This window comes from Pseudomonas sp. FW305-25 (assembly GCF_017351415.1).
GTDB lineage: Bacteria > Pseudomonadota > Gammaproteobacteria > Pseudomonadales > Pseudomonadaceae > Aquipseudomonas > Aquipseudomonas chlororaphis.
Map to the genome: position 1 here is coordinate 167,867 of NZ_JACNDE010000004.1, position 22,883 is coordinate 190,749.

The window sequence follows — 22,883 nt, forward strand, 5'->3', positions numbered from 1 at the left end:
GAAGGTCTCGGAAAAACGCGAATCAGAGGAAGAAGTCCAGGCGGAAGTAGATTGGCGCTTCGCGCTCAGTCAGGACATCCGGGCGTTCAAGGGAATGGGCGAAGGTTACGCTGGTCGCCAGGTACCGGCCGCGGGCGAACAGCTCCAGGGAGTTGCTCGACAGGCGCCCGTGCTGCTCGCCGTTGTAGCGATCGCCACGGATGACGCCCTGGTCGTAGCCCAGGCTGCTGCCGTACTCAGTGAACAGTGGCTGTAGCCAGGCCCAGGTCACCGGACGGCTCCAGCGCAGGTCGTTGCGCCAGTAACCGCCGCTGTCGCCGGACAGCGACTGGTCCTTGTACCCACGAATCGACGACTGCCCGCCCAGGCTGGTGCGCTGCGGGCTGAACAGCACGTCTTCGCTGCGCTGGCCGGTCATCAGGCTGCTGAAGCTGAACGACTCGCCCCACAGCTTGAACGGCTGCAGGTAACTGAGGGTGGCGGTGTATTTGCGGTAGCGCGCATTCGGCTCGCCGGGTCCCGGGTGGCCATTGCCCTGGGCGTCGAAGGCGCCAATGCCGTGCTGCATACCCAGGTCGAGGTTGACGAAGGCACCGCCGATGCGCCGGCCATGGTTGATGCCGAACTGGGCTTCGCTGAGGCGGTTGCTGCTCAAGGCCAGCTTGCTGTCTTCGATGAAGTTATTGGTGCGCAGGTAGGCCAGGCCGGCATTCAGCGAGGTCTTGCTCACCGCATCACGCAGGATCACCCGCTCGGCGCGCAACTGGTGGTTCTGGCTGTCGCCGGTCTGCTTGAAGCTGAAACCATTGGCCTGGGCCTGGGAGCGGTACTCGCTCTGGCTGTAGGTGTAACTGAAGTTCCACCAGCCCCAGGGCAGGTTGTAATAGAGCATGGCGTTGTTGGAGGTGTGCTGGTGATCGCTCATGGCATCGTGGCCACCGCGCAACATCAGCTGGTCGGCCAGCCCCAGCGGGCTGTCCCAGTCGAAGGTGGTGCCCCACTGCTGCTCGCCGGTGCTGCGCTGGCCGTCGTTGCTGCGCGACAGGCCGGCGCGCCAAGGCTTCTGCGCGGTGTTCTTGACCAGCACCTCGCTGCCGCCGACTTCTTTGCCGGGGGCCAGTTCCATCTGCGCCTGGTTCGACGGCAGGCGGTTGAGCTGGTCCACCAGCTGTTCGATTTCCCGCAGGTTGACCCGCTCGCCGACCTGGCCGGGAAAGGCCATGGCCAGCTCGCGCTCGGACAGCTGGCTGTCGGCCGCGCCCTTCAAGCCTTCGAGCCGGCCCTCGACCACCAGCACCTTCAAGTGGCCGCCGGACAGGTCCTGCTGCGGCAGGTAGGCACGGCTGGTGACCAGGCCTTTTTCGATATAGAGGTCGGTGATGACCTTGAGCAGCTCGTTGAGCTGGCTGACACCCAGGCACTGGCCGATATAGGGCTTGAGCAGGCGCGCCTGCTCGGCGGCGGACAGGCTGTCGGCGCCCTTGAGCTCGATGTCCTGGATCGGGAAACAGCGGGTGTCGGCAGGTGCGGTCGGCGCCGTGGGGGCGGCCTCTTTACCGGGTAGGTCCTTGAGTTCTTCCAGGCGCCGGCGCTGCTCTTCGAGCAGGCGATCCTGGCGTTCGCGGATCAGGTCGGTGTCACCGGGGGTGGGAGCGGCATGAACGAGGTGTAGCGGAGTCAAGCACAGCAAAGCCAGGCACAACCTCCCCGCGAGGGCGGGTGAGTACATGTTCGGTCCCTCGAGACGCATTAGTGTCAAAATGATATCAATATGTTAATTGGCCATCATTTTGACGTCAATCATTCATCCTGCCGGCCGATGCAGGAGAGAGGCTCTGCAACGGGGGTTCCAGCGAAGAACTTAAGTCGTCGAAGGGTCTGCCCCGATAAGGCCCAGCCAAGCCTGCTTCCGCCCTGAACTCAAGATCGCCCTCACCTGATCAACCGCTGAACTTTTCCAAGTTCCTGGCCCTCAACCGCATAACCCTGTCGCCCCGATCAAGAGGCCACCCCATGAAATCGCTCCTCTCCTTCAGCATCGTCACCACCCTGCTCTGCACCCTGCCCGCCTGGGCCTGCACCCTTGACGAGGCCACCGCCAAGCGTGAGCAACTGGCCCAGGAAGTGGCCAGGCTCACCGAGCAGAACCCGGCCAAGGCCAAGGAAATCAACGACGAGCTGCAGAAGATGGACCTGAGCACGGCCAGCAAGGATCTGCCGGACAAGTGCCAGTTGATCGACCAGCGCCTGAAAGAGCTGGGCGCAGCCGAGAAGAAGGCCGACAGCTGATCGCCGGCCAATAAAAAGCCCGGACAGGGTCCGGGCTTTTTCTGTTGCGCTACGGCTTATTCGGCAGCCGGTGCTGGCTTGCGGCGCTTGAGCGGCGCCATGCCGTCCTGGCTGACCAGGGCATCGCTTTTCGGCCGGTTGGCGGTCTTGCGCTTGGTCGGGGCCTTGGCCGCGGTTTTTTTCTTGTCGCCCTTGGCGTCGGTCTTTTTCTTCTTCACGCCCGCGGCCTTGCCGGAGGCCTTGACCTTCTTCGGCCCGCCGTAGGTGCCTTTGACTTCCTTGATGGTGCGACGCTCGAAGTTCTGCTTGAGGTAGCGCTCGATGCTCGACATCAGGTTCCAGTCGCCATGGCAGATCAGCGAGATTGCCAGACCGTCGTTGCCGGCACGCCCGGTACGGCCGATGCGGTGCACATACTCGTCGCCGCTGCGCGGCATGTCGAAGTTGATCACCAGGTCCAGGCCGTCGACGTCCAGGCCGCGGGCGGCGACGTCGGTGGCGACGAGGATTTTCACCCCACCCTGCTTCAGGCGGTCGATGGCCAGCTTGCGGTCCTTCTGGTCTTTCTCACCGTGCAGGACGAATGCCTTGTACTCCTGGGCCACCAGGCGGCCGTAGATGCGGTCGGCCATGGCGCGGGTGTTGGTGAAGACGATGGCCTTCTGGTAGGTCTCGTTGGCCAACAGCCAGTTGACGATCTGCTCTTTGTGCTGGTTGTGGTCGGCGGTGATGATCTGCTGACGGGTAGTGTCGTTCAGCTGGCTGACCGCGTTGAGTTGCAGGTGCTCAGGGTTGTTCAGGACCTTGGCGACCATCTCGCGCAGGCCCGAGCCGCCGGTGGTGGCGGAGAACAGCATGGTCTGCTGCCGGTTCGGGCACTCGTCCACCAGGCGCTGCACGTCGTCGGCAAAGCCCATGTCGAGCATGCGGTCGGCTTCGTCGAGGACCAGCACTTCCACTTCTTTCAAATCGAGGTTGCCAGCGTTCAGTTGCTCGATCAGGCGGCCCGGGGTGCCGATCAGGATGTCCGGCACCTTGCGCAGCATGGCGGCCTGGACCTTGAAGTCTTCGCCACCGGTGATCAGGCCGGCCTTGATGAAGGTGAACTGCGAGAAGCGTTCGACTTCCTTCAGGGTCTGCTGCGCCAGTTCGCGGGTCGGCAGCAGGATCAGGGTCTTGATGCTGACGCGGATCTTCGCCGGACCGATCAGGCGATTGAGAATCGGCAGGACGAACGCGGCGGTCTTGCCGCTGCCGGTCTGTGCCGTCACCCGCAGGTCACGCCCCTGGAGCGCGAGCGGAATGGCCGCTGCCTGCACAGGCGTTGGCTCGACAAATTTAAGCTCGGCCACGGCTTTGAGCAGGCGTTCGTGCAGGGCGAATTGGGAAAACACGGGTGCTACCTCGAAGATATGCAAAAAAACAGCTGCATAGGGTAACGGTTTCGGGCGCGAAGGCCGAGTTTCTTTCACGCAAACCACGGTAAACAATTGGTTTTTGTCAGCGATTTGTCCTTAACGGTAACTTTCGACGGCTTAAATGTTCTAATCGATCCGTCTCGTCTCATAGAGGAAGCTTCTGACCCCATGGATTTCAAACAGCTCTGGCTCAACGTTCAAGACCTCTGGGGGGCGCTCGATGAGCACCCGCTCCTGCATTCCAGCCTGGCCCTGGTCATCCTGCTGGTGGTGGCGCTGCTCGTCGGACGAGTGGCGCGCTACCTGATCCTGCACGCGGTCAAGCTGCTCGGCCGCCAGCCGTCCCTGCACTGGCTCAACGATCTGCGCCAGAACAAGGTGTTCCATCGCCTGGCGCAGATGACCCCGTCGCTGGTGGTCCAGTTCGGCCTGCACTTGGTGCCGGAGCTGAACAAGACCAGCCTGGTGTTCCTCGGCAACCTGGCCCTGGCCTTCACCATCCTGTTCCAGGTACTGGCCATCAGCGCCCTGCTCAACGCCCTGCTGGACATCTACGCCCGCACCGAACATGCGCGTACCCGTTCGATCAAGGGTTATGTGCAACTGGCGAAGATGGTGCTGTTCGTGTTCGGCGCGATCATCATCGTCGCCACCCTGATCGACCGCTCGCCGCTGCTGCTGTTGTCCGGCCTGGGCGCCATGTCGGCGGTGATCCTGTTGGTCTACAAGGACACCCTGCTGTCGTTCGTCGCCAGCGTGCAGCTGACCAGCAACGACATGCTGCGGGTCGGCGACTGGATCGAAATGCCCCAGGTCGGCGCCGACGGCGATGTGGTGGATATCACCCTGCACACGGTCAAGGTGCAGAACTTCGACAAGACCATCGTCTCGATCCCCACCTGGCGCCTGATGTCCGAGTCGTTCAAGAACTGGCGCGGCATGCAGCAGTCTGGCGGCCGGCGGATCAAGCGCAGCCTGTACATCGACGCCAGCGGCGTGCGTTTCATCAACGATGAGGAAGAAGCGCGCCTGGGCAAGGTCCACCTGCTCACCGACTACATCAGTCGCAAGCAGGCCGAGCTCAAGAGCTGGAACGAAGCCCAGGGCAATGTCGCCGCCATGTCGGCCAACCGCCGCCGCATGACCAACCTGGGGACCTTCCGCGCCTATGCCCTGGCGTACCTCAAGAGTCATCCGGACATCCAGCCGAACATGACCTGCATGGTCCGCCAGATGCAGACCACCGCCCAGGGCATTCCGCTGGAAATCTACTGCTTCACCCGCACCACGGCGTGGACCGACTACGAGCGTATCCAGGGCGATATCTTCGATTACCTGCTGGCGGTGATGCCGGAATTCGGCCTGAGCCTGTATCAACAGCCGAGCGGCAACGACCTGCGCGCTGGCCTGCTGCCGGCGGTGCTGGGCGCCAGCCATATCCCCGAGGCGGAAAAACGCGCGCTGTAATTCCCGCCTGATCGCCCCGTCCCCGGGGCGATCACCCTCTATCTGCCTATCTGCTCTATCTGCCTATCTGTAGGAGCGAAGCTTGCTCGCGATAGCAATCTGGCAGGCAATGCAATATCAGGCCGCTGCGCGGATCGCGGGCAAGCCTCGCTCCTACAACCTACGGGGTGACGGTTTTCGTGCCGCGACGGCTGATCCACACCGCCGCCAGAATCACCAGCGCCCCGAGGAGCAGGCGCCCCAGTTCTTCGTGCTGGTTCCAGATCAACAGGTTGATCAGCAGCCCCACCGGCACATGCAGGTTGTTCATCACCGCCAGGGTCGCGCCAGTGACCAGGCAGGCGCCCTTGTTCCACCAGTACAGCCCCAGCGCGGTGGACACCAGCCCGAGAAACAGCAGCACCGCCCATTGCAATGGCGCTTCGGGCAGGAAGTCCGGCTTACCGAACAACAGGAAAGCCGGCAACACCACCGCCAGCGCCCCCAGGTAGAAGTAGCCGAAACGCCGGTAATGCGGCAGGTCGCTCGGATGGCGCGCCACCAGGTGCTTGTACAGCACCTGCCCGGCGGCATAGGTGAAGTTGGCCAGTTGCAGCAGCAAGAAGCCCATGAAGAAGTCCGGGCTGATGCGGTCGTAGCGGATCACTGCCGCCCCGGCCACCGCCACCAGCGCCGCCAGCAGGCCCCAGGGGTTGAAGCGCCGGTTCAGCGCGTCCTCGATCAGGGTCACGTGCAGCGGTGTGAGGATGGTGAACAGCAGCACCTCCGGCACCGTCAGCACACGGAAACTCAGGTACAGGCAGACGTAGGTCACGCCGAACTGCAAGGCGCCGATCAGCAGCATGCCGCGCATGAACGCCGGCTCCACCTGGCGCCAGCGGGTCAGCGGGATGAACACCAGCCCGGCCAGCAGCACCCGGACCAGCACCGCGAAGTAACTGTCGACATGCCCGGCCAGGTATTCGCCGATCAGGCTGAAGGAAAACGCCTGGATCAGCGTGACAAAAAGTAGATAGCCCATTGCTCGCCTCGTCTTGAAGAGGCGGCGACGATAGCGGTTTTGCCGCGCACAATAAAACACCTTCCGTAGGAGCGGGGTTGATAAATCGTGGGCAAAAAAAAGCCCGATCTCGCAAAGCGTTCAATCGGGCGGGAGCACTCAGGAGCAACAAGTGCAAAGGGAGGTTCGATGCGCAAACAAACTTGAAGGGGAGCGCAGGGCCTACTAGACCACTGCGCGATTATCTGGCGATTAACGGATCAGGCGACCTGGGCCAGTTTGGCGTTGGCCTGGTTCAGGCCCTTCTCCTGGAAGTCGCCGCCCAGGTTCATGCCTTCGGCGTGAATGAACTCGACGTCGTGGATCCCGATGAAGCCCATGACCTGGCGCAGGTAAGGTTCCTGGTGGTCCGCGGTGCTGCCGGCGTAGATGCCGCCACGGGCGGTCAGCACGTAGGCACGCTTGCCGTTGAGCAGGCCCTGGGGACCGGTTGCGGTGTACTTGAAGGTCACACCGGCACGCAGCACGTGGTCCAGCCAGGCCTTGAGGGTGCTCGGGATGGCGAAGTTGTACATCGGCGCGGCCATCACCAGCACGTCGGCGGCCAGCAGTTCGTCGGTCAGTTCGTTGGAGCGCTGCAGCGAGGCCTCTTCGATCTCGTTGCGCTGCCCGGCGGGTTTCATCCAGCCGCCCAGCAGGTTGCTGTCCAGGTGCGGCACCGGGGTTACCGCCAGGTCACGCACGGTGATCTGGTCGCCCGGGTGGGCCGCTTGCCATTGCTTGATGAAGGTCTGGGTCAGCTGACGGGAAACGGAATCCTGCTGACGGGCACTGCTTTCGATGATCAGAACGCGGGACATGGGATGTAGCCTCCATCGGGAATGCTGTAGGTCGATGGAGCGCAGATTAAACAGAGTCATATCGATGAAAAAGCGCAAATAACTGCTATAACCAATCAATAAATTCGTTTATAAGCGGAGCAGGTCGCGCACCCTGCTCCGCTTTGCGCTTATTTGGCGGTACAGGTCAGGTCGATGCGCAGCTTGATGATGCTGCGGTTGAACTTGGCCGTGGCGTTCTTGAACTTGCCGGCCGCCACTTCCACCTTGCGCGTGCGCGGGGCTTCGGGGCCGTTGCGAAAGACCACCGTGCAGGCGGCGTCGGTGGTGCCGTAGTTGTTCACCTGGATCGAACCGATGTCGGCATCGGTGTCGTAGGCGGTGTAGTCGATGCTCACGCCTTCGAGGTGTTTCTTCACGTCGATGGGATAGGCGAACGCACTGAGCGGCAGCAGGGCCAGCAACACACAACAGAATTTTCTCATTCGGCAGTCTCCAATAAGGAGCGCCAGCTTAGGACAAGAGGAGCTCCTCATGAAAGCGCCCCGCGTTACCCTCGATCAATGGCGAACGCTGCAGGCCGTGGTCGACCACGGCGGCTTCGCCCAGGCGGCCGAAGCGCTGCACCGTTCGCAATCCTCTGTCAGTTACACCGTGGCGCGCATGCAGGACCAACTGGGCGTGCCGCTGCTACGTATCGATGGGCGCAAGGCCGTGCTCACCGAGGCCGGCGGCGTATTGCTGCGGCGCTCGCGGCAACTGGTGAAACAGGCCAGCCAGCTGGAAGACCTGGCCCACCACATGGAACAGGGCTGGGAAGCCGAAGTGCGCCTGGTGGTGGACGCCGCCTACCCCAGCGCGCGCCTGGTCCGCGCTCTGACCGCCTTCATGCCGCAAAGCCGTGGCTGCCGGGTGCGCCTGCGCGAAGAAGTGTTGTCCGGGGTCGAAGAGGTGCTGCTCGAAGGCGTGGCCGACCTGGCCATCAGTGGCTTCAATATCTCCGGCTACCTGGGCACGGAAATGAGCTCGGTGGAGTTCGTCGCCGTGGCCCACCCGGAACACGCCCTGCACCGCCTGAACCGCGAGCTGAATTTCCAGGACCTGGAAAGCCAGCTGCAGGTGGTGATCCGCGACTCCGGCCGCCAACAGCCGCGGGACGTCGGCTGGCTCGGCGCCGAACAGCGCTGGACCGTCGGCAGCCTGGCCACCGCCGCCACCTTCGTCGGCAGCGGCCTGGGCTTTGCCTGGCTGCCGCGGCATATAATCGAGCGCGAACTCCGGGAGGGCCTGCTCAAGGTGCTACCGTTGGACCAGGGCGGCAGCCGCCACCCGACCTTCTACCTGTACTCGAACAAGGACAAACCCCTGGGCCCGGCCACGCAGATCCTTGTCGAGCTGCTGCGCACCTTCGACACCGCGCCGCTGGACGCGCCGTTCGCCGCCCCGGAACAAGCCTGACCCCGTACTTGAACCCTCCACGCGCCTGAACAGGAATTCAGCCATGGCCTATTTCGAACACGAAGGATGCACCCTGCACTATGAGGAATACGGCCATGGCGAACCGCTGGTGCTGGTCCACGGGCTCGGCTCCAGCACCCGTGACTGGGAAAAGCAGATCGCCGAGCTGTCCGCCCATTACCGCCTGATCCTGCCCGACGTGCGCGGCCATGGCCGCTCCGACAAACCCCGCGAGCCCTACAGCATCGCCGGGTTCAGCGCCGACCTCATCGCTCTGCTGGAACACCTGAACCTGTCGCGGGTGCACTTGGTAGGCCTGTCCATGGGCGGCATGATCGCCTTCCAGGTCGCGGTGGATCAGCCCGGGCTGCTGAAAAGCCTGTGCATCGTCAACAGCGCGCCCGAGGTCAAGATCCGCAGCGCCAACGATGCCTGGCAATGGTTCAAGCGCTGGAGCCTGATGCGCCTGCTCAGCCTGGAAACCATCGGCATTGCCCTGGCCGGCAAATTGTTCCCCCTACCTGCGCAGGCCGAGCTGCGGCAAAAGATGGCCGAGCGCTGGGCAAAAAACGACAAACGTGCTTATCTCGCAAGCTTCGATGCCATCGTTGGCTGGGGGGTCCAGGAACGACTTTCGCAAGTCGCCTGTCCAACCCTGGTCATCAGCGCCGACCGTGACTACACCCCGGTCGCACTGAAAGAAAGTTATGTGAAACTGCTGCCCGACGGGCGCCTGGTGGTGATCGCCGATTCGCGTCACGCCACGCCGCTGGACCAGCCGCAACGCTTCAACCAAACCCTGCTCGAGTTTTTAACCGCAGTCGACACCACCACCCAGGATCACTGACCCATGCTGAAAAAAATCGCCCTCGTCGCCGGCTCCGTTCTGTTCGCTGCCAACCTGATGGCCGCCCAACCGGCCAAGGCGCCTCACGTCCTGCTGGACACCAGCTTCGGCAAGATCGAAGTCGAACTGGACCCGGTCAAGGCCCCGATCTCCAGCAAGAACTTCCTCGACTACGTCGACAGTGGTTTCTACACCAACACCATCTTTCACCGGGTGATCCCGGGCTTCATGGTCCAGGGCGGCGGCTTCACTCCGCAGATGGTGCAGAAGGAAACCCGCGACCCGATCAAGAACGAAGCCAGCAACGGCCTGCATAACGTACGTGGCACCCTGTCCATGGCCCGCACCTCGAACCCGAACTCGGCCACCAGCCAGTTCTTCATCAACGTCGCCGACAACGCCTTCCTCGATCCGGGTCGCGATGCCGGTTACGCGGTGTTCGCCAAAGTGGTGAGCGGCATGGACGTGGTCGACCAGATCGTCAACTCGCAGACCACCACCAAACAAGGCATGCAGAACGTGCCGATCGACCCCGTGCTAATCAAGTCGGCCAAGCGCATCGACTAGGCTCTGGACGGAAAGTGGCTGCGCGCTGTGCGCCTTCGGCGCTACGCAGGCCATGCAGCGTTAAAAACAGGCTCGGAATGCTCATTTAGGCCCCTAAAGTCGAACGCGACCCCGGCCGTTCCTCGCCTGTTTTTGCCTTGCCTGACCTTCGCTCGCCGACTTTTCGTACAGAGCCCAAGGCTTAGCCGGGAGTCCCGGCGCGGCGCTGACACAGCGCTGCGCCTGCTTACTGATAAGGAGAGCCCGTCACGCGGGCGTCAGATCCCATGCTCTATCGTCGTTTTGAACAGCTGATCGATATTTTCCGCGACGCTCCCACTGCCGCTCCCCCCAACCGCGTACTGCCCTTCTACCTCTACTACATCAAGCAGGTCTGGCCGAGCTTCGTCGCTCTGCTGGTGGTCGGCCTGTTCGTCGCGCTGATCGAGGTGTCGCTGTTCAGCTACCTGAGCACGATCATCGACCTGGCCCAGGGCACGCCGAATGTCGAGATCTTCAAGACCCACGGCCTCGAGCTGGCCTGGATGGCGGTGGTCGCGCTGATCTTCCGCCCGCTGTTCGTCGCCCTGCACGACCTGCTGGTGCACCAGACCATCAGCCCGGGCATGACCAGCCTGATTCGCTGGCAGAACCACAGCTATGTGCTCAAGCAGAGCCTGAACTTCTTCCAGAACGATTTCGCCGGGCGCATCGCCCAGCGCATCATGCAGACCGGCAACTCGCTGCGCGATTCGGCGGTGCAGGCGGTGGACGCGCTGTGGCACGTGCTGATCTATGCGGTCAGCTCCCTGGTGCTGTTCGCCGAGGCCGACTGGCACCTGATGATCCCGCTGCTGATCTGGATCGCCAGCTACATCGGCGCGCTCTGGTACTTCGTGCCGCGGGTCAAGGAACGCTCGGTGATTTCCTCGGACGCCAACTCCAAGCTGGTTGGCAGGATCGTCGACGGCTACACCAACATCACCACCCTCAAACTGTTCGCCCACACCCACTTCGAGCAGAACTACGCGCGCGAAGCCATCGGCGAACAGACCGAGAAAAGCCAGCTGGCCGGGCGTGTCATTACCAGCATGGACGTGGTGATCACCGCCATGAACGGCCTGCTGATCGTCTCCACCACGGGCCTGGCCCTGTGGCTGTGGACCCAGTCGCTGATCTCGGTCGGCGCCATCGCCCTGGCCACCGGCCTGGTGATCCGCATCGTCAACATGTCCGGCTGGATCATGTGGGTGGTCAACGGCATCTTCGAGAACATCGGCATGGTCCAGGACGGCCTGCAGACCATCGCCCAGCCCATCAGCGTCAGCGACCGCGAGCAGGCGCCACGCCTGGCGGTGGCCAGCGGCGAAGTGCGTTTCGAGCATGTGGATTTCCACTACGGGAAAAAGGCCGGGGTCATCAGCGACCTCAACCTGACCATCCGGCCCGGGGAAAAGATCGGCCTGATCGGCCCGTCCGGCGCCGGCAAGTCGACCCTGGTCAACCTGTTGCTGCGGCTCTATGACCTGGAGAGCGGGCGCATCCTGATCGACAACCAGAACATCGCCGACGTGACCCAGGAAAGCCTGCGCGAGCGGATCGGCATGATCACCCAGGACACCTCGCTGCTGCACCGTTCGATCCGCGACAACCTGCTGTACGGCAAGCCCGACGCCACCGACGAGGAACTCTGGGAAGCGGTGCGCAAGGCCCGCGCCGACGAGTTCATCCCGTTGCTTTCCGACGCCCAGGGCCGCACCGGCTTCGATGCCCACGTCGGTGAGCGCGGGGTGAAACTCTCCGGTGGCCAGCGCCAGCGCATCGCCATTGCCCGGGTGCTGCTCAAGGATGCGCCGATCCTGATCATGGACGAGGCCACCTCGGCCCTGGACTCGGAAGTCGAGGCGGCGATCCAGGAAAGCCTGGAGACCCTGATGCAAGGCAAGACCGTGATCGCCATCGCCCACCGCCTCTCGACCATCGCCCGCATGGACCGCCTGGTGGTCCTGGAAAAAGGCCGCATCGCCGAGACCGGCAGCCATGCCGAGCTGCTGGCCCACGGCGGTTTGTATGCGCGCCTCTGGCAGCACCAGACCGGAGGGTTCGTCGGTATCGATTGATCCGCCCCGCCCCTCCCAAAAAACGCCAGCACCCTTCGGGGCCCTGGCGTTTTTTTTGCGCCACCCCTCACCCGTAGCCGCTGCCGAGCCCGCGAGGCTGCGATCGGCGGCGCAGCCGTCGCAAACCGGTGAATACGCTCCTTCAGGCAGATCAGGGCTGCAAGATTTACGACCGCTGCGCGGCCGATCGCAGGCTGCGCCAGCGGCTACAGAAAACGCCAGAGCCCCGTGAACAGGGCCCTGGCGTTTTTTTCGCACTGGATTTGTAAAAAAAGCCTGCTGTACTGAGCCTAGGTTCTGGAGCAGGGCCTGTAGCCAGGCTGCACGGCTGCATAACGGCTTTATCGGATCGATAAGGAATAACTTCTATGTCGCTGTTCAAACGTTCAGTCACTGAGTTGTTAGGCACCTTCTGGCTGGTATTGGGTGGTTGCGGCAGCGCCGTACTGGCGGCCGCGTTTCCGGAGGTCGGCATCGGCCTGCTGGGCGTGGCGCTGGCCTTCGGTCTTACCGTGCTGACGATGGCCTTCGCCATCGGCCATATCTCCGGCTGCCATCTCAACCCCGCGGTGTCCGTCGGCCTGGTGGTCGGCGGGCGTTTTCCGCTCAAGGAACTGCCCGCCTATGTCATCGCGCAAGTGATAGGCGGGGTGATCGCCGCGGCGCTGCTGTACTTCATCGCCAGCGGCAAGCCTGGCTTCGAGCTGGCCAGCGGGCTGGCCTCCAACGGCTATGGCGAACATTCGCCGGGGGGCTACTCACTGGCGGCGGGCTTTGTCAGCGAGCTGGTGATGACCGGGATGTTCGTGGTGATCATCCTCGGCGCCACCGATAAACGTGCGCCGGTGGGCTTCGCGCCGATCGCCATCGGCCTGGCGCTGACGCTGATCCACCTGATCTCGATTCCGGTGACCAACACCTCGGTCAACCCGGCGCGCAGCACCGGGCCGGCCTTGATCGTCGGCGGCTGGGCGATCCAGCAACTGTGGCTGTTCTGGCTGGCGCCGATTCTCGGCGCGGTGGTCGGCGGTGGCCTCTATCGCTGGCTGGGCAAGGAAGACAGCTGACAGCAACCTCGAGGGTCACGCCTGCCGATACGGCAGCGCGGCCCTCGCCTCTTCGGCGTAAGCCAGCACGCCCACCCGCTCCTGCTGGAGAAAATCCTTCACCGCCGCTTTCAAGCCGGGGTGTCGCAGGTAGTGCCAGGACCGGGTAATCACCGGCTCGAACCCCCGAATCAACTTGTGCTCGCCCTGGGCCCCAGCGTCGAAACGCTGCACCCCCTGGGCGATGGCGTAATCCATGCCCTGGTAGAAACAGGTTTCGAAATGCAGGCGATCGAATTCCGCCAGGCAGCCCCAGTAACGCCCGTAGAAACTGTCGCCACCGATCAGGCTGAAGGCCATGGCCACCGGCCTGGCGTTCTGCTTGGCCAGCACCACGCGAATGGCCTCGGGCATGCGCTCGGCCAGCAGGCTGAAAAAGGCCCGGGTCAGGTAGGGTGACTGGCGCCGCACCGCATAGGTGTTGGCGTAACAGGCGTAGACAAAATCCCACTGCGCTTCGCTGAGTTGCCGGCCTTCGAGCCACTCGAATTCGATGCCCTGCCCCGCTACCTGTTCGCGCTCCTTGCGCATCTGTTTGCGCTTGCGCGAACTGAGGGTATCGAGAAAGTCCTGGAAGTCCCGATAGCCGCGGTTCTGCCAATGGAACTGGCAACCCAGGCGCTGCAACCAACCGGCTTGCCCAGCCAGGGCGGCATCGGTAAAGGCGTCGGTGAAGTTGATATGGGCGCTGGAAAGCCCTTCGATCTCCAGGTAACCGGGCAGGCTTTGCAGCAGTTCAAGGCCGTCTTCCAGGCTTGCCGCCAGCAGCCGCGCGCCGCTGACCGGGCTGAAGGGCACGGCGCTCAGCAGCTTGGGGTAATACTCGATGCCGGCCCGGGCGCAGGCGTCGGCCCAGCCATGGTCGAACACGTACTCGCCGTAGGAATGCCACTTGCGGTAGCTGGGCAGCGCCGCGATCAGGCGTCCGTCTTGCACATGCAGCAGGTGCTCGGCCTGCCAGCCAGAGTTCGGGCCGAGGCTGCCGCTGTCTTCCAGCGCGCTGAGAAAGGCGTGGCGCAGAAACGGCTGGCCGTCACTGAGCAAACCGTCCCATTGCTGCGGATCGACGGCGGCCAGGCTGGTCAAGGATTGCAACGGCATTGGGTTCCCCGCGAGTGTGGTCCACGAACGCGCCGAGTATCGCCGATCACTGCCCCAGGTGCAGCAACAGGAAATCGATGAACGCCCGCGACTTGTGCGGCAGGTGCGAACTGTTGGGAAACACCACGTTCACCGACTGCGAAGGCAAGGCGTAGTCGGGCAGCAGGCGCACCAGCCGGCCGCTGGCCAGATCGTCCTCGACCACCCAGCCGGGCAGTACCGACACCCCCAGGGACGACAGGGTCATGGCGCGAATGGCGGTGGAGGAATTGGATTCGAAATGATTGGGCCCGCTGACTTCGACCTGGCCCCGTTGCGGGTGGCTCAGGGTCCAGTTGGTCGGCCCTTGCAGGTTGCTGTTGGCGATCCACGGCACGCTGTTCAGGTCCAGGGGCTCGACCACCGGATGGCGCGCCAGAAAGTCCGGGCTGGCCACCAGGACGATGTCGTAATCGGCCAGCTTGCGGCTCTTGAAAGCCGAGTCGGCGAGGTTGCCCAGACGGATCACCAGATCGAGTTTTTCCGCCACCAGATCATTCAACGAAGAGTTGAAGTTATAACAAAGACGGATCTCCGGATAACGCTCGGTGAACTTGGAAATGATCGGCAGTATATAGCGCTCGCCATACTCACTAGTTGAACTGAAACGCAACTTTCCAGAAATACGATTATGCCCATGCAGGACATTTTCGAAGGCATTGTCGATATCCGCGACAATCCCCTTGAACTCGTTATAAAAGTCCTGGCCTATTTCCGTCAGGGATATATTGCGGGTATTGCGGATCAACAGGGTCGCCGACAAAACTTCCTCGAGCGCCTTGACATGCAGGCTGGCCATGGCTTTGCTGATGCACAGGTAGTTGGCCGCCTTGGTATAGGAACCGAAATCGACAACCGCCAGGAATGTCTGGACGCGATTTAGATGCGTGTGCATGTTATAGCTCACTGTTTTTGTAAATCATTGTTAAACCCCATCAAACAATGTTTCAAGTATAGGCGTATCGACACCCTCGGTCTATCGCTCCTATGATCCCGCCGCAAAAGGGAGATCATATGACTTATCGCTACAAAGTGGCTCTTATATTCCTCATCGGATTCTTTATCGACTGTATAAACATATTCATGTCGGCCGTGGCTTTACCGAGCATTGCCCATGATATGCACGTCTCGACTTCATCCGTGGCCTGGGTGGCCAATGCTTATATTCTCGGCCTGACCCTGATCATTCCGGTAAGCACCTGGCTGGCCGGACGATTCGGCAGCCGCGAAACCCTCACCGCCTCGATGCTGGTGTTCAGCACCGCCGTGTGGATGTGCGGGATGGCCGGCAGCTTCCACGAACTGGTGATCTGGCGTTTCGTCCAGGGCATCGGCGGCGGCCTGCTGATCCCGGTGGGCCAGGCCCTGACCTTCAACCTGTTCCAGGGCCCGCAGCGGGCCAAGATCTCCACCCTGGTGATGGCCGTCGCCCTGATCGCCCCGGCCATTTCGCCGACCATCGGCGGCGTGATCGTCGACAGCAGCTCCTGGCGCTGGGTGTTCCACAGCAATATTCCGTTCTCGCTGATCGCCGCCGCCCTGTCCTGGCTGTGGATCAAGGAAGCCCGGCCCGCCAGCCTGGCGCGCCCGGACATCAAGGGCCTGCTGCTGGTCAGCGCAGCCCTGGGCAGCCTGCTGATGGGCATGTCGCTGTACGGCGGCGACTACCCGCCGCTGGCCGCCCTGAGCTGCCTGATGCTGGGGGTCACCTGCGTGGCGCTGTATGTCCTGCACTACCGCCGCTGCGACAACGCCATCGTCGAGTTGAGCCTGCTCAAGAGCAAGAAGCTCAGCACCTCGATCTTCATCTATTACGCGATTCCCGGAGTGTTCACCGGGGTCAACCTGCTGAGCATCTTCTTCCTGCAGAACAGCCTGCACTTCAGCGCCCAGCTGACCGGCATGTTCATGATCCTCTACGCCAGCGGCGCCTTCATCGCCATGCTGGTCTGCGGCCGGGTCTACAACCGCTTCGGCGCCCGGCGCCTGTTCACCCTCGGCATGCTCCTGCACAGCGCCGGCATCGCCACCCTGTATCTGGTCGACAGCGCCGCCGACCTGCCGATCATCGTCATCGCCTACTGCCTGATGGGCATTGGCGGCGGCATCGGCGCCAATACTGCGCAAACCACTTCGCTGATGGATTTCGAAGGTGCCGATACCCACAAGGGCAGCGTGATCTGGAACATCAACCGGCAGATGTCCTTCAGCATCGGCGCCGCGCTGTTCCTGATGATCTACAACCTGCTGCTCGCCCGCCTGGCGTCTACCCCGGCCTATCACCTGACCTTCGTCATCGCGGCGGTGATGGGCCTGTTACCCCTGTTGCAGATGAGCAACCTGACCACGCAAAAGGAATGTCATGCACAACACAATCGTTGAACAGGCCAAACACAGCATCCATGCGGTCCACGACCTGATCCACGCGGTCTTCACCGACCAGGACGGCAACGGCGCCGCCGCCATCGACCGCCTGCTGCCGGCCTTCGCCGAGCACTTCAGCATGGTCACCACCGCAGGCGCCATCGTCAGCCGCGAGCAGGTCGAACAGATGTTCCGCGGCGCCGTCGGTGCCCGCCCCGGCCTGGAAATCCTTGTCAGCGACCTGCACACCGTCTGGCACGAAGGCCACAGCGCGGCGATCCGCTACAAGGAAACCCATCGCCTGGACCAGAAGGAAACCTCGCGCCTCTCGGTGGTGGTGATCCGCATCCATGAGCACTCGGCCCAGTGGCTGTACCTGCATGAAACACCGTTAAGCTGACAGCGAGTCACCCCATGAATTACCAGATCACCCAGTGCCTGATGCTCTCGCCAAGCATCAAGGAAATCACTCTGGCGCCTCTTGTGCCGACCCCCTGCGAGACCACCGCCGGGGCCCACTTCAAATGGTGGATTCCCACGCTCGAGCAATGGCGTCACTACTCCCGGGTCGAACTGGCCGAACATGAGCTGCCCCCGGGCAGCCTGGTGTTCGCCATCCGCCTGAACCCCGACTCGCCCAGCAGCGCTTATATCCACCAACTGAGCGTTGGCGATCAGGTACGGCTCGACGGCCCGTTCAATGCCTTCGACTACCAGCTGGACGACAGCGACGGCGCCGACATCGCCCTCGCCGGCGGCATCGGCATCACCCCGTTGACCGGCATCCTCAGCCATCTGCGAGCCCGGCAGCGCCCGGCGCAGCTGCACTATTTCGCCAAGAGCGCGGGCGACGCCGCCTATGCCGCGCAGATGCGCGAGCTGCTGCAGGACAGCCTGAGCCTGCACTGCTCCGACTCGGCCGAAGGGCGCCCGTCGGTGGCCGCGGTGCTGGGCCAGTTGCAACCCCAGGACCGCCTGTACGTCTGTGGCCCGCAAGCCATGCTCAACGACGTGTTCAGCCATGCCCAGAGCCTGGGCTTTCCCCGCGAGCGCATCCACTTCGAAGTCTTCAACACCTGCCTGGCCGAGGATGACCCCGGCTTCGCCGTGCACGCCGCGGACTCCGGCGTCGACCTGCGGGTGCAGCCCGGCCAGTCCCTGCTCGACGCCCTCGAAGAGGCCGGCCTGGAGCCGCTCTACGACTGCCGTCGCGGCGAATGCGGGGTGTGCGAGCTGGACGTTCTGGAAGGTGAAGTCGATCACCGCGATTTCATCATGAGTCCGCAGCAGGCCGCCTGTAGCAACAAGATCTACCCCTGCGTATCCCGGGCCAAAAGCCCAAGCCTGAAACTGGTCATCTAAAGAGAGAACCTCGTTGGACAACTACTTCAACGGCAAGGAAGTGCATCGCACGCTGTTCCTTGATCCGTCGCTCTTCGAGCGAGAACAACAACAGGTATTCGCCGCCAGCTGGTGCTACCTGGGCCATGAAAGCCTGGTCCCGGAAACCGGCGACTTCTTCACCGGCGAGATCGCCGGCCAACCGCTGGCCATGGTCCGGCAGAAAAACGGCGAGATCGTCGTGCTGCACAACCGCTGCCCGCACAAGGGCGTGAAAGTGCTGGCCGAGCCGCAAGGCAATGTCGGCCGGTTCATCCGCTGCCCGTACCACGCCTGGACCTTCAAGACCGACGGCCAGCTGCTGAGCATTCCGGTGAAAAAGGAATACGACGACTGCGACCTCAGCAGCTGCGCCGCCCACAAGGGCATGCAGCCGGTGGCCGCGGTGGAGAACTACCGGGGCTTCGTGTTCGTGCGCCTCAAGGAGCAAGGTGTTGGCTTCAGCGAGTTCTTCGGCGACTCGCTGTCGACCCTGGACAACATGGTCATGCGCTCGCCCCAGGGACAGTTGCGCGCCATCGGCCAGCCCTTGCTGCACCGCCATCGCTGCAACTGGAAGATGGTGGTCGACAACCAGACCGACACCTGCCACCCGATGGTCGCCCACGAATCCTCGGCCGGCGAAGCCATTCGCCTGTGGAAGGAAACCGGGCACGACGGCCAGCCGCCAATGGCTGTCGAGCTGTTCTCGCCGTTCATGGCGTCCTACGAGTTCTTCAGCGCCATGGGCATCCGCACCTGGCCCAACGGCCATGGCCACACTGGCGTCAGCAACTCGATCCACAAGGCCTATTCGAGCATTCCCGGTTACTGGGAGCTGATGGTCGAGAGCTACGGCGAAACCCAGGCCGCGGCGATCCTCGACGACACCCGGCACAACACCGTGTATTTCCCCAACCTGATGGTCAAGGGACCGATCCAGACCCTGCGGGTGATCCGCCCGATCTCGGCCAGCGAAACCGTGGTCGAGTCGTGGATCTTCGAGCTGGTGGGCGCGCCCGTGCAGTTGCTGGAAAGAACCGTGCAGTACAACAACCTGATCAACTCGCCGTGCTCGATGGTCGCCCACGACGACGTGGAGATGTACGAGCGGGCCATGGACGGGCTGCGCAGCCAGGCCAACGACTGGGTGAATGTCGCCCGCCTGTTCGAACCGGGCGAAGCCTTTGAGCAGACCCAGGTGGTGTCCGGCACCAGCGAACGGGCCATGCGCAACTTCTACAACACCTGGCAGCAACTGATGCAGGCCCCAGACGGATCGACCGCCCATGGATAACTCGCCCCTCGAACAGCTGATCTACCAAGAGATCGCGCTTCTCGACCAACAGGATTTCGACGCCTGGCAACAGCTGCTGTGCGACGACTTCCACTACTGGATTCCGCTGCGCCACGACCAACCCTGCCCGTTGCGCGAATCCTCGCTGCTGTATGAGGACCGCTTCCTCACCACCTTGCGCATCAACCGCCTGGCCAGTGCCCGCAACTTCTCACAGCAGCCCAAGAGCCGCGGCCTGCACATTGCCCAAAGGCCAACGATCAGCCTCGATGCGGATGGCCTGAGTGCCCATTGCCGGACCCCGATGCTGTATTGCGAAGCCCGGGGCGACAGCGAATGGCATTACCCGGTGACCGTGGAACACCAACTGCTGTGCCTCGCCGGCCAGTGGAAGATCCAGCGCAAGAAAGTCCTCCTGCTCAACCCTTCCCGCGCGTTTGAAAGCCTGCAGCTCATCATCTGATTTCCGAGACCCTTACCTGTGAACTCCTCCCACTCCGGTTTCGAAGAAACCCAAGGCACCCGCTCGTTCCCCAACATCGACCTGTTGTACGACTATGGGCAATTCCTGCGCCGTGCCACCCAGGCCATCGGTCACCTGCCGCCGGCGATCGCCGACAAGCACGTCGGTATCGTCGGCGCCGGCCTCAGCGGCCTGATCGCGGCCTATGAACTGCTGCGCGCCGGCGCCACCCGCATCACCCTGTTCGAAGCCTCGAAAGACCACCTTGGCGGGCGTTTCCTGACCCAGTGCTTCGACGAAACACAACCGCAGTTCATCGCCGAGATGGGCGCCATGCGCTTCCCGCCGAGCGAAGTCGGCCTGTTCCATTACCTGGACCGCTTCGGCATCGGCACCACCGAGGCCTTCCCCGACCCCGGCGTGGTCGACACCGAAATCCACTACCGTGGCGAAACCCACCACTGGCCGGCCGGGGAAAATCCACCGCCGATCTTCAACACCGTGCACCGGGGCTGGAATGCCTTCCTCAAAGAAGGCGTGCGCCTGGACGACGGCACCTTCCTGGCGCCGCCGCTGCTGCTCACCGACCTGCTGGAAAAACAGCAATACGCCGAGGTGCAGCCGGAGTGGCAACGCTACCTGGACTGCTTTGGCGACCACTCCTTCTACTCGGCCATGGTGCAGATCTTCACCTCGAAAAACCCGCCGGGCGGCAAGCGCTGGCGCAAGCCGGAAGACTTCCACCTATTCGGTTCCCTGGGCATCGGCTCGGGTGGGTTCCAGTCGGTGTACCGGGCCTCGTTCACCGAGATCCTGCGGCTGGTGATCAACGCCTTCGAAGTCAACCAGCGGCTGGTGCCCAACGGCATTTCCACCCTCTGGGAGCGAATCGCCGACGAGGAATTCCACGGCATCGCCCTGCGCGACCGGATCTGCCGCACGCGCATCGAATCCATCAGCAAGGGCGCCGACGGGCAGATCCTGCTGCAAGGCTGCAACGGTGAAACCTATGGCTGCGACCGGGTGATCACCACCGCCACCACCCGCGCCCTGCAAGTGAACATGCGCCTCACCCAGGCCGAGCAGTTCGTCAATCGCGACGTGGCCCGGGCGATCAACGAAACTCATATGGTCGGCTCGTCCAAGCTGTTCATCCTGACCCGCGACAAATTCTGGCTCAAACATGGCCTGGCGCAGAACATCCAGACCGACACCCTGGTCAAGGGCGTCTACTGCCTGGACTACGCCCCGCAAGACCCGGACTCCTGGGGCGTGGTACTGATCAGTTACACCTGGGAAGACGACTCGCACAAAATGGTTTCGATGACCGACAAGGTCCAGCGCTGCAAGCGCCTGGTGGACGAACTGGCGATGAGCGCGCCGCAGTTCGCTAGCCACCTGGTGCCGCTGGACGGCGACTACCAGCGTTACGTACTGGAATACGACTGGCTCACCGACAAGCAGGCCCTGGGCGCCTTCAAGCTGAACTTCCCCGGCGACGACCTGTACTCCCAGCGCCTGTTCTATCAATTCAAGACCGCCCTCGACCCGCAGCAGGACACCGGCCTGTACCTGGCCGGCTGCGGCAGCTCGTTTACCGGCGGCTGGGCCGAAGGCGCGGTACAGACCGCCCTGAACGGTGCCTGCGCGGTGATCGCCAGCCTCGGCGGCGAACTGCTGGAAGGCAACCCGCTGTTCGATCTGCAATCGCACTTCCGCTATTGCTGAGCCCAGGCCCCTACCGACTTTCGTTGAGACTTTTTCATGTACAGCCAGCTTTCGATCGAAGCGCTCGTTGACGGGTTTCGCCAGGGCAGCCTCTGCCTGGATTCCTGGCACCGCGCGCTGCTCGAGCAATACGCCGACGCCGGGCACCTGAACAGCTTCATCAGCTTCGCCGCGCAGGCGTTCAGCGGCGACACCGGCACGCCAGAGCAGCGCCAGGCGCCGCTCTACGGCATCCCGGTTTCGTTCAAGGACAACATCAATGTCAGTGGCCTGGCGACCACCGCCGGCACCCCCGGCCTGGCCGACTACCACCCGGCCGCGGACGCCGGCATCGTCCAGCGCTTCAGGGCGCTGGGCGCGCGGGTCGCCGGCAAGAACAACATGCACGAGCTGTCGTTCGGCGTGACCTCGGCCAACCTGAGCTACGGCGCAGTGGTCAACCCGCGCCACCTGCAACACAGCGCCGGTGGCAGCAGCGGTGGTTGTGCCGCGGCCGTGGCCGCCGGCCTGGTGCCCTGCGCGGTGGGCACCGACACCGGCGGCTCGGTACGGATTCCCGCGGCCTTCTGCGGCGTGGTGGGTTTCCGCCCGAGCACCGGGGTCTACCCTGGCGACGGCATCGTCCCGGTGTCCCAGACCAAGGACTCACCGGGCCTGCTGACCCGCAGCCTGGAAGACGCGCTGTTCGTGCATCGGCATCTGACCGGCACTTCCTTCGCCGCGCCGACCGAGCCCAAGCGCCTGCGCATCGGCATTCCCCAGCAGTTCTTCTGGTCCGAGCTGGAGACCAAGGTGCACAGCGATTGCCGCGCGGCGATCGATAGCCTGGCCGATCAGGGCGTGGAAATGGTGCCGGTGGACGACCGCCTGATCGGCGAGATCAACGAAAGCATCCAGTTCCCGCTGCCGATCTTCGAGTTCTTCATCGACTTCCCGCGCTTCCTGCTGAAGGCCGGCTGTGGCGAGCGGTTCCTCGAGATCCTGGCGCAGATCCGCGACCCGCAGATCAAGAAGACCCTGATGGCGCAGTTGGAGAGCCCGGCCATTTCCTACGAGGACTACGTGCAGGCCTTGATGAGCAAGATCCGCCTGGATCGCGAATACGCCGGGCTGTTCCAGCAGCACCGGCTGGACCTGATCGCCTACCCGACCGTCAGCTGCACCGCGCCGCTGCTGAGCGACAGCGGCGCCCAGGAGCATTTCGAGCGTTTCGTGCGCAACACCGACCCGGCCAGCAACCTGGCGGCGCCGAGTGTCAGCGTGCCGGTGGCCGAGCCGGGCAGCCTGCCGGTCGGGCTGTCGTTCGACGCCTTGCCCGGGCAGGACCACCAGTTGCTACAGATGGCGCAGCAACTGAGCCGCCTGCTGGCTCTGCGCTGATTTGTCGCCCGGGTGCGCGGGAGCCGGCCTGCCGGTTTTCC

The 22,883-nt window shown here is 63.2% G+C and carries 21 protein-coding genes; 14 read left to right on the forward strand and 7 right to left on the reverse strand.

Features of this window, described 5'->3' with window-relative positions; translation table 11 throughout:
- Nucleotides 1-22 precede the first annotated feature (22 nt).
- Complete coding sequence (locus J4E58_RS06085; protein WP_087088988.1) at nt 23-1,729, reverse strand: ShlB/FhaC/HecB family hemolysin secretion/activation protein; 1,707 nt, start codon at nt 1,727-1,729, stop codon at nt 23-25.
- Nucleotides 1,730-2,013: 284 nt separating this feature from the next.
- Here J4E58_RS06085 and J4E58_RS06090 point away from each other — a divergent pair, with 284 nt between their 5' ends.
- Nucleotides 2,014-2,289 carry a hypothetical protein gene (locus tag J4E58_RS06090; protein ID WP_087088990.1) on the forward strand — a complete coding sequence of 92 codons (276 nt, stop codon included), beginning with the start codon at nt 2,014-2,016 and terminating at the stop codon, nt 2,287-2,289.
- Between the two features lie 56 nt (nt 2,290-2,345).
- Here the strand turns inward: J4E58_RS06090 and J4E58_RS06095 are convergent, their stop codons facing one another.
- Entirely contained in the window at nt 2,346-3,683 is a 1,338-nt protein-coding gene (locus tag J4E58_RS06095) for a DEAD/DEAH box helicase (protein WP_007920640.1), read from the reverse strand.
- Between the two features lie 192 nt (nt 3,684-3,875).
- Between J4E58_RS06095 and J4E58_RS06100 the strand changes: the two genes are divergently transcribed.
- Nucleotides 3,876-5,174, forward strand: coding sequence for a mechanosensitive ion channel family protein (locus J4E58_RS06100; protein WP_087088992.1), 1,299 nt, complete (start codon nt 3,876-3,878; stop codon nt 5,172-5,174).
- Between the two features lie 160 nt (nt 5,175-5,334).
- Here the strand turns inward: J4E58_RS06100 and J4E58_RS06105 are convergent, their stop codons facing one another.
- From J4E58_RS06105 to J4E58_RS06115, 3 genes are all read right to left on the reverse strand, one after another.
- Nucleotides 5,335-6,195: a carboxylate/amino acid/amine transporter gene (locus J4E58_RS06105; protein ID WP_087088994.1), complete on the reverse strand. Its 861-nt coding sequence runs from the start codon at nt 6,193-6,195 to the stop codon at nt 5,335-5,337.
- A 239-nt stretch (nt 6,196-6,434) separates the two neighbouring features.
- Nucleotides 6,435-7,034 carry an FMN-dependent NADH-azoreductase gene (locus tag J4E58_RS06110; RefSeq protein ID WP_053260036.1) on the reverse strand — a complete coding sequence of 200 codons (600 nt, stop codon included), beginning with the start codon at nt 7,032-7,034 and terminating at the stop codon, nt 6,435-6,437.
- A gap of 149 nt (nt 7,035-7,183) precedes the next feature.
- Entirely contained in the window at nt 7,184-7,498 is a 315-nt protein-coding gene (locus tag J4E58_RS06115) for a hypothetical protein (protein WP_007920629.1), read from the reverse strand.
- Nucleotides 7,499-7,547: 49 nt separating this feature from the next.
- On the opposite strand from J4E58_RS06115, the gene J4E58_RS06120 reads away from it, so the two are divergent.
- The 5 genes from J4E58_RS06120 (at nt 7,548) to aqpZ (ending at nt 13,051) form a co-directional block, all read left to right on the forward strand.
- Nucleotides 7,548-8,471 carry a LysR family transcriptional regulator gene (locus tag J4E58_RS06120; RefSeq protein ID WP_053260035.1) on the forward strand — a complete coding sequence of 308 codons (924 nt, stop codon included), beginning with the start codon at nt 7,548-7,550 and terminating at the stop codon, nt 8,469-8,471.
- 43 nt (nt 8,472-8,514) lie between these two features.
- The gene (locus tag J4E58_RS06125) at nt 8,515-9,318 is read left to right on the forward strand and encodes an alpha/beta fold hydrolase (protein WP_007920627.1); all 804 of its coding nucleotides are present in this window, start codon (nt 8,515-8,517) and stop codon (nt 9,316-9,318) included.
- 3 nt (nt 9,319-9,321) lie between these two features.
- Nucleotides 9,322-9,885 carry a peptidylprolyl isomerase A gene (locus J4E58_RS06130; RefSeq protein ID WP_007920626.1) on the forward strand — a complete coding sequence of 188 codons (564 nt, stop codon included), beginning with the start codon at nt 9,322-9,324 and terminating at the stop codon, nt 9,883-9,885.
- A gap of 266 nt (nt 9,886-10,151) precedes the next feature.
- Nucleotides 10,152-11,984: an ABC transporter ATP-binding protein gene (locus tag J4E58_RS06135; RefSeq protein ID WP_009042652.1), complete on the forward strand. Its 1,833-nt coding sequence runs from the start codon at nt 10,152-10,154 to the stop codon at nt 11,982-11,984.
- 368 nt (nt 11,985-12,352) lie between these two features.
- Nucleotides 12,353-13,051, forward strand: coding sequence for an aquaporin Z (aqpZ, locus tag J4E58_RS06140; RefSeq protein ID WP_087088997.1), 699 nt, complete (start codon nt 12,353-12,355; stop codon nt 13,049-13,051).
- Nucleotides 13,052-13,066: 15 nt separating this feature from the next.
- Here the strand turns inward: aqpZ and J4E58_RS06145 are convergent, their stop codons facing one another.
- Nucleotides 13,067-14,191 (reverse strand): GNAT family N-acetyltransferase, encoded by a 1,125-nt coding sequence (locus J4E58_RS06145; RefSeq protein WP_053260033.1) that lies wholly within the window; start codon nt 14,189-14,191, stop codon nt 13,067-13,069.
- A gap of 46 nt (nt 14,192-14,237) precedes the next feature.
- On the reverse strand, nt 14,238-15,125 hold the full coding sequence (locus J4E58_RS06150) for a LysR family transcriptional regulator (protein ID WP_053260056.1): 888 nt from the start codon (nt 15,123-15,125) through the stop codon (nt 14,238-14,240).
- A 119-nt stretch (nt 15,126-15,244) separates the two neighbouring features.
- Between J4E58_RS06150 and J4E58_RS06155 the strand changes: the two genes are divergently transcribed.
- From J4E58_RS06155 to J4E58_RS06185, 7 genes are read left to right on the forward strand one after another with little or no spacing between them, the layout of a single operon-like run.
- A complete protein-coding gene (locus J4E58_RS06155; protein WP_087088999.1) occupies nt 15,245-16,612 on the forward strand; it encodes an MFS transporter in 1,368 nt (455 codons plus the stop codon).
- Complete coding sequence (locus J4E58_RS06160) at nt 16,593-16,994, forward strand: hypothetical protein (protein ID WP_007920620.1); 402 nt, start codon at nt 16,593-16,595, stop codon at nt 16,992-16,994. The genes J4E58_RS06155 and J4E58_RS06160 overlap by 20 nt, the downstream gene beginning before the upstream one ends.
- Nucleotides 16,995-17,008: 14 nt before the next feature.
- Complete coding sequence (locus J4E58_RS06165; RefSeq protein WP_087089001.1) at nt 17,009-17,956, forward strand: PDR/VanB family oxidoreductase; 948 nt, start codon at nt 17,009-17,011, stop codon at nt 17,954-17,956.
- A gap of 13 nt (nt 17,957-17,969) precedes the next feature.
- Nucleotides 17,970-19,271, forward strand: coding sequence for an aromatic ring-hydroxylating dioxygenase subunit alpha (locus tag J4E58_RS06170; RefSeq protein ID WP_087089003.1), 1,302 nt, complete (start codon nt 17,970-17,972; stop codon nt 19,269-19,271).
- A complete protein-coding gene (locus J4E58_RS06175; protein ID WP_009042645.1) occupies nt 19,264-19,734 on the forward strand; it encodes an aromatic-ring-hydroxylating dioxygenase subunit beta in 471 nt (156 codons plus the stop codon). Before J4E58_RS06170 ends, J4E58_RS06175 begins: the two co-directional genes overlap by 8 nt.
- A gap of 18 nt (nt 19,735-19,752) precedes the next feature.
- Nucleotides 19,753-21,462: an NAD(P)/FAD-dependent oxidoreductase gene (locus J4E58_RS06180; protein WP_087089005.1), complete on the forward strand. Its 1,710-nt coding sequence runs from the start codon at nt 19,753-19,755 to the stop codon at nt 21,460-21,462.
- A gap of 36 nt (nt 21,463-21,498) precedes the next feature.
- The gene (locus J4E58_RS06185; RefSeq protein ID WP_087089007.1) at nt 21,499-22,842 is read left to right on the forward strand and encodes an amidase family protein; all 1,344 of its coding nucleotides are present in this window, start codon (nt 21,499-21,501) and stop codon (nt 22,840-22,842) included.
- Nucleotides 22,843-22,883: the final 41 nt, after the last annotated feature.

Excerpts from the sequence above, each read along its gene's own strand:
- J4E58_RS06085 (WP_087088988.1), bottom strand. The coding sequence starts at position 1,729 with ATGTACTCACCCGCCCTCGCGGGGAGGTTGTGCCTGGCTTTGCTGTGC.
- J4E58_RS06090 (WP_087088990.1), top strand. The coding sequence starts at position 2,014 with ATGAAATCGCTCCTCTCCTTCAGCATCGTCACCACCCTGCTCTGCACC.
- J4E58_RS06100 (WP_087088992.1), top strand. The coding sequence starts at position 3,876 with ATGGATTTCAAACAGCTCTGGCTCAACGTTCAAGACCTCTGGGGGGCG.
- J4E58_RS06105 (WP_087088994.1), bottom strand. The coding sequence starts at position 6,195 with ATGGGCTATCTACTTTTTGTCACGCTGATCCAGGCGTTTTCCTTCAGC.
- J4E58_RS06110 (WP_053260036.1), bottom strand. The coding sequence starts at position 7,034 with ATGTCCCGCGTTCTGATCATCGAAAGCAGTGCCCGTCAGCAGGATTCC.
- J4E58_RS06115 (WP_007920629.1), bottom strand. The coding sequence starts at position 7,498 with ATGAGAAAATTCTGTTGTGTGTTGCTGGCCCTGCTGCCGCTCAGTGCG.
- J4E58_RS06120 (WP_053260035.1), top strand. The coding sequence starts at position 7,548 with ATGAAAGCGCCCCGCGTTACCCTCGATCAATGGCGAACGCTGCAGGCC.
- J4E58_RS06125 (WP_007920627.1), top strand. The coding sequence starts at position 8,515 with ATGGCCTATTTCGAACACGAAGGATGCACCCTGCACTATGAGGAATAC.
- J4E58_RS06130 (WP_007920626.1), top strand. The coding sequence starts at position 9,322 with ATGCTGAAAAAAATCGCCCTCGTCGCCGGCTCCGTTCTGTTCGCTGCC.
- J4E58_RS06135 (WP_009042652.1), top strand. The coding sequence starts at position 10,152 with ATGCTCTATCGTCGTTTTGAACAGCTGATCGATATTTTCCGCGACGCT.
- aqpZ (WP_087088997.1), top strand. The coding sequence starts at position 12,353 with ATGTCGCTGTTCAAACGTTCAGTCACTGAGTTGTTAGGCACCTTCTGG.
- J4E58_RS06145 (WP_053260033.1), bottom strand. The coding sequence starts at position 14,191 with ATGCCGTTGCAATCCTTGACCAGCCTGGCCGCCGTCGATCCGCAGCAA.
- J4E58_RS06150 (WP_053260056.1), bottom strand. The coding sequence starts at position 15,125 with ATGCACACGCATCTAAATCGCGTCCAGACATTCCTGGCGGTTGTCGAT.
- J4E58_RS06155 (WP_087088999.1), top strand. The coding sequence starts at position 15,245 with ATGACTTATCGCTACAAAGTGGCTCTTATATTCCTCATCGGATTCTTT.
- J4E58_RS06160 (WP_007920620.1), top strand. The coding sequence starts at position 16,593 with ATGCACAACACAATCGTTGAACAGGCCAAACACAGCATCCATGCGGTC.
- J4E58_RS06165 (WP_087089001.1), top strand. The coding sequence starts at position 17,009 with ATGAATTACCAGATCACCCAGTGCCTGATGCTCTCGCCAAGCATCAAG.
- J4E58_RS06175 (WP_009042645.1), top strand. The coding sequence starts at position 19,264 with ATGGATAACTCGCCCCTCGAACAGCTGATCTACCAAGAGATCGCGCTT.
- J4E58_RS06185 (WP_087089007.1), top strand. The coding sequence starts at position 21,499 with ATGTACAGCCAGCTTTCGATCGAAGCGCTCGTTGACGGGTTTCGCCAG.